The organism is Nocardia sp. NPDC059240 (assembly GCF_042753865.1).
Classification (GTDB): domain Bacteria; phylum Actinomycetota; class Actinomycetes; order Mycobacteriales; family Mycobacteriaceae; genus Nocardia.
Map to the genome: position 1 here is coordinate 1 of NZ_JBHZAC010000026.1, position 3,203 is coordinate 3,203.

At 55.4% G+C, this 3,203-nt stretch carries 1 rRNA gene; it reads right to left on the reverse strand.

Annotated features, from left to right (window positions below):
- Positions 1-43: 43 nt before the first annotated feature.
- Positions 44-3,157: ribosomal RNA gene (locus ACFXHA_RS45555) — 23S ribosomal RNA — on the reverse strand.
- Positions 3,158-3,203: the final 46 nt, after the last annotated feature.

The window sequence follows — 3,203 nt, forward strand, 5'->3', positions numbered from 1 at the left end:
GTGTGTTGTTTCAGATACTGCACAGTGGACGCGTAGCTTCTTTGTTGGTAAGTCCTCGGCCTATTAGTACCAGTCACCTACACCTGTTACCAGGCTTCCAGTTCTGGCCTATCAACCCAATGGTCTGTTGGGGGCCTTACCCACTCGAAGTGGTGAGAAACCTCATCTTGGAACAGGCTTCCCGCTTAGATGCTTTCAGCGGTTATCCCTTCCGAACGTAGCAAACCAGCCGTGCTCCTGGCGGAACAACTGGCACACCAGAGGTTCGTCCGTCCCGGTCCTCTCGTACTAGGGACAGCCTTCCTCAAGTTTCTGACGCGCGCGGCGGATAGAGACCGAACTGTCTCACGACGTTCTAAACCCAGCTCGCGTGCCGCTTTAATGGGCGAACAGCCCAACCCTTGGGACCTACTCCAGCCCCAGGATGCGACGAGCCGACATCGAGGTGCCAAACCATCCCGTCGATATGGACTCTTGGGGAAGATCAGCCTGTTATCCCCGGGGTACCTTTTATCCGTTGAGCGACACCGCTTCCACTTGCCGGTGCCGGATCACTAGTCCCGACTTTCGTCCCTGCTCGACCTGTCGGTCTCACAGTCAAGCTCCCTTGTGCACTTGCACTCGACACCTGATTGCCAACCAGGCTGAGGGAACCTTTGGGCGCCTCCGTTACATTTTGGGAGGCAACCGCCCCAGTTAAACTACCCACCAGGCACTGTCCCTGAACCCGATCAGGGTCCGAGGTTAGAGGTCCAATACGATCAGAGTGGTATTTCAACGATGACTCCACGAACACTGGCGTGCCCGCTTCACAGTCTCCCACCTATCCTACACAAACCGTACCGAACACCAATACCAAGCTATAGTGAAGGTCCCGGGGTCTTTTCGTCCTGCCGCGCGTAACGAGCATCTTTACTCGTACTGCAATTTCGCCGAGTCTGTGGTTGAGACAGCTGAGAAGTCGTTACGCCATTCGTGCAGGTCGGAACTTACCCGACAAGGAATTTCGCTACCTTAGGATGGTTATAGTTACCACCGCCGTTTACCGGGGCTTAAATTCTCAGCTTCGCCACCGAAGTAGCTAACCGGTCCTCTTAACCTTCCGGCACCGGGCAGGCGTCAGTCCGTATACATCGTCTTACGACTTCGCACGGACCTGTGTTTTTAGTAAACAGTCGCTTCTCACTGGTCTCTGCGACCCAACCCAGCTCCCACCGCAAGGGTGTTCACCAGACCGGGCCCTCCTTCTCCCGAAGTTACGGAGGTATTTTGCCGAGTTCCTTAACCACAGTTATCTCGATCGCCTTAGTATTCTCTACCTGACCACCTGTGTCGGTTTGGGGTACGGGCCGTGTACCAACTCACTAGAGGCTTTTCTCGGCAGCATAGGATCACTGAATTCGCCTCAATCGGCTACGCATCACCTCTCAGGCTATATGCGGTGCGGATTTGCCTACACCACGCCCTACAGGCTTACACCAGGTATTCCATCACCTGGCCCAGCTACCTTCCTGCGTCACCCCATCGCTTACCTACTACAGCCAGGGTCATGCGCAGCCGTTCCCCTTCCACCCGAAGGCAGATTAAGGAACTTTTGGGCACTTAGCACAACTGATTCGATATTTGGCGCGGATACACGGGTACGGGAATATCAACCCGTTGTCCATCGACTACGCCTGTCGGCCTCGCCTTAGGTCCCGACTCACCCTGGGCGGATTAACCTGGCCCAGGAACCCTTGGTCATTCGGCGGACGAGTTTCTCACTCGTCTTTCGCTACTCATGCCTGCATTCTCACTCGCATGGCCTCCACGGCTGGATCACTCCGCCGCTTCCCTGGCCATACGACGCTCCCCTACCCATCCAGACTCCTGGCCCGAAGGCGGGATAATGTCTGAATGCCGCGGCTTCGGCGGTGTACTTGAGCCCCGCTACATTGTCGGCGCAGAATCACTTGACCAGTGAGCTATTACGCACTCTTTCAAGGGTGGCTGCTTCTAAGCCAACCTCCTGGTTGTCTTCGCGACTCCACATCCTTTTCCACTTAGTACACGCTTAGGGGCCTTAGCCGGCGATCTGGGCTGTTTCCCTCTCGACTATGAAGCTTATCCCCCACAGTCTCACTGCCGCGCTCTCACTCACCGGCATTCGGAGTTTGGCTGACTTCGGTAAGCTTGTAGGCCCCCTAGGCCATCCAGTAGCTCTACCTCCGGTGAGAAACACGCGACGCTGCACCTAAATGCATTTCGGGGAGAACCAGCTATCACGGAGTTTGATTGGCCTTTCACCCCTACCCACAGCTCATCCCCTCAGTTTTCAACCTAAGTGGGTTCGGGCCTCCACGACGTCTTACCGTCGCTTCACCCTGGCCATGGGTAGATCACTCCGCTTCGGGTCCATAGTGTGCGACTCGTTCGCCCTATTCGGACTCGCTTTCGCTACGGCTCCCCCACACGGGTTAACCTCGCCACACACCGATGACTCGCAGGCTCATTCTTCAAAAGGCACGCCATCACCCCACAATAAAGGAGGCTCTGACGGTTTGTAAGCGCACGGTTTCAGGTACTATTTCACTCCCCTCCCGGGGTACTTTTCACCTTTCCCTCACGGTACTAGTCCGCTATCGGTCACCAGGGAGTATTCAGGCTTATCGGGTGGTCCCGACAGATTCACAGCAGATTTCACGGGCCCGCTGCTACTCGGGTGCTTATTACGAGAGCCAAGAAGTTTTCGTCTACGGGATTCTCACCCTCTACGATAGGCCGTCCCAGACCACTTCGACTAACCTCTTGGTTTCTTACTCTCGCTCCATTCGGCAGAATGAAGAAAATAAGTCCCACTACCCCGCATGGACAACGCCTGCCGGCTATCACATCCACACGGTTTAGCCTCTTCCGCTTTCGCTCGCCACTACTCACGGAATCACATGTTGTTTTCTCTTCCTGTGGGTACTGAGATGTTTCACTTCCCCACGTTCCCTCCACACGCCCTATATATTCAGGCGCGGGTAACACGACATCACTCGTGCTGGGTTTCCCCATTCGGAAATCCTCGGATCTCAGCTCGTTTGACAGCTCCCCGAGGCTTATCGCAGCCTACTACGTCCTTCATCGGCTCCTGGTGCCAAGGCATCCACCGTACGCTCTTTTTCACTTACTAACAAAGATGCTCGCGTCCACTGTGCAGTTCTCAAACAACACACAAG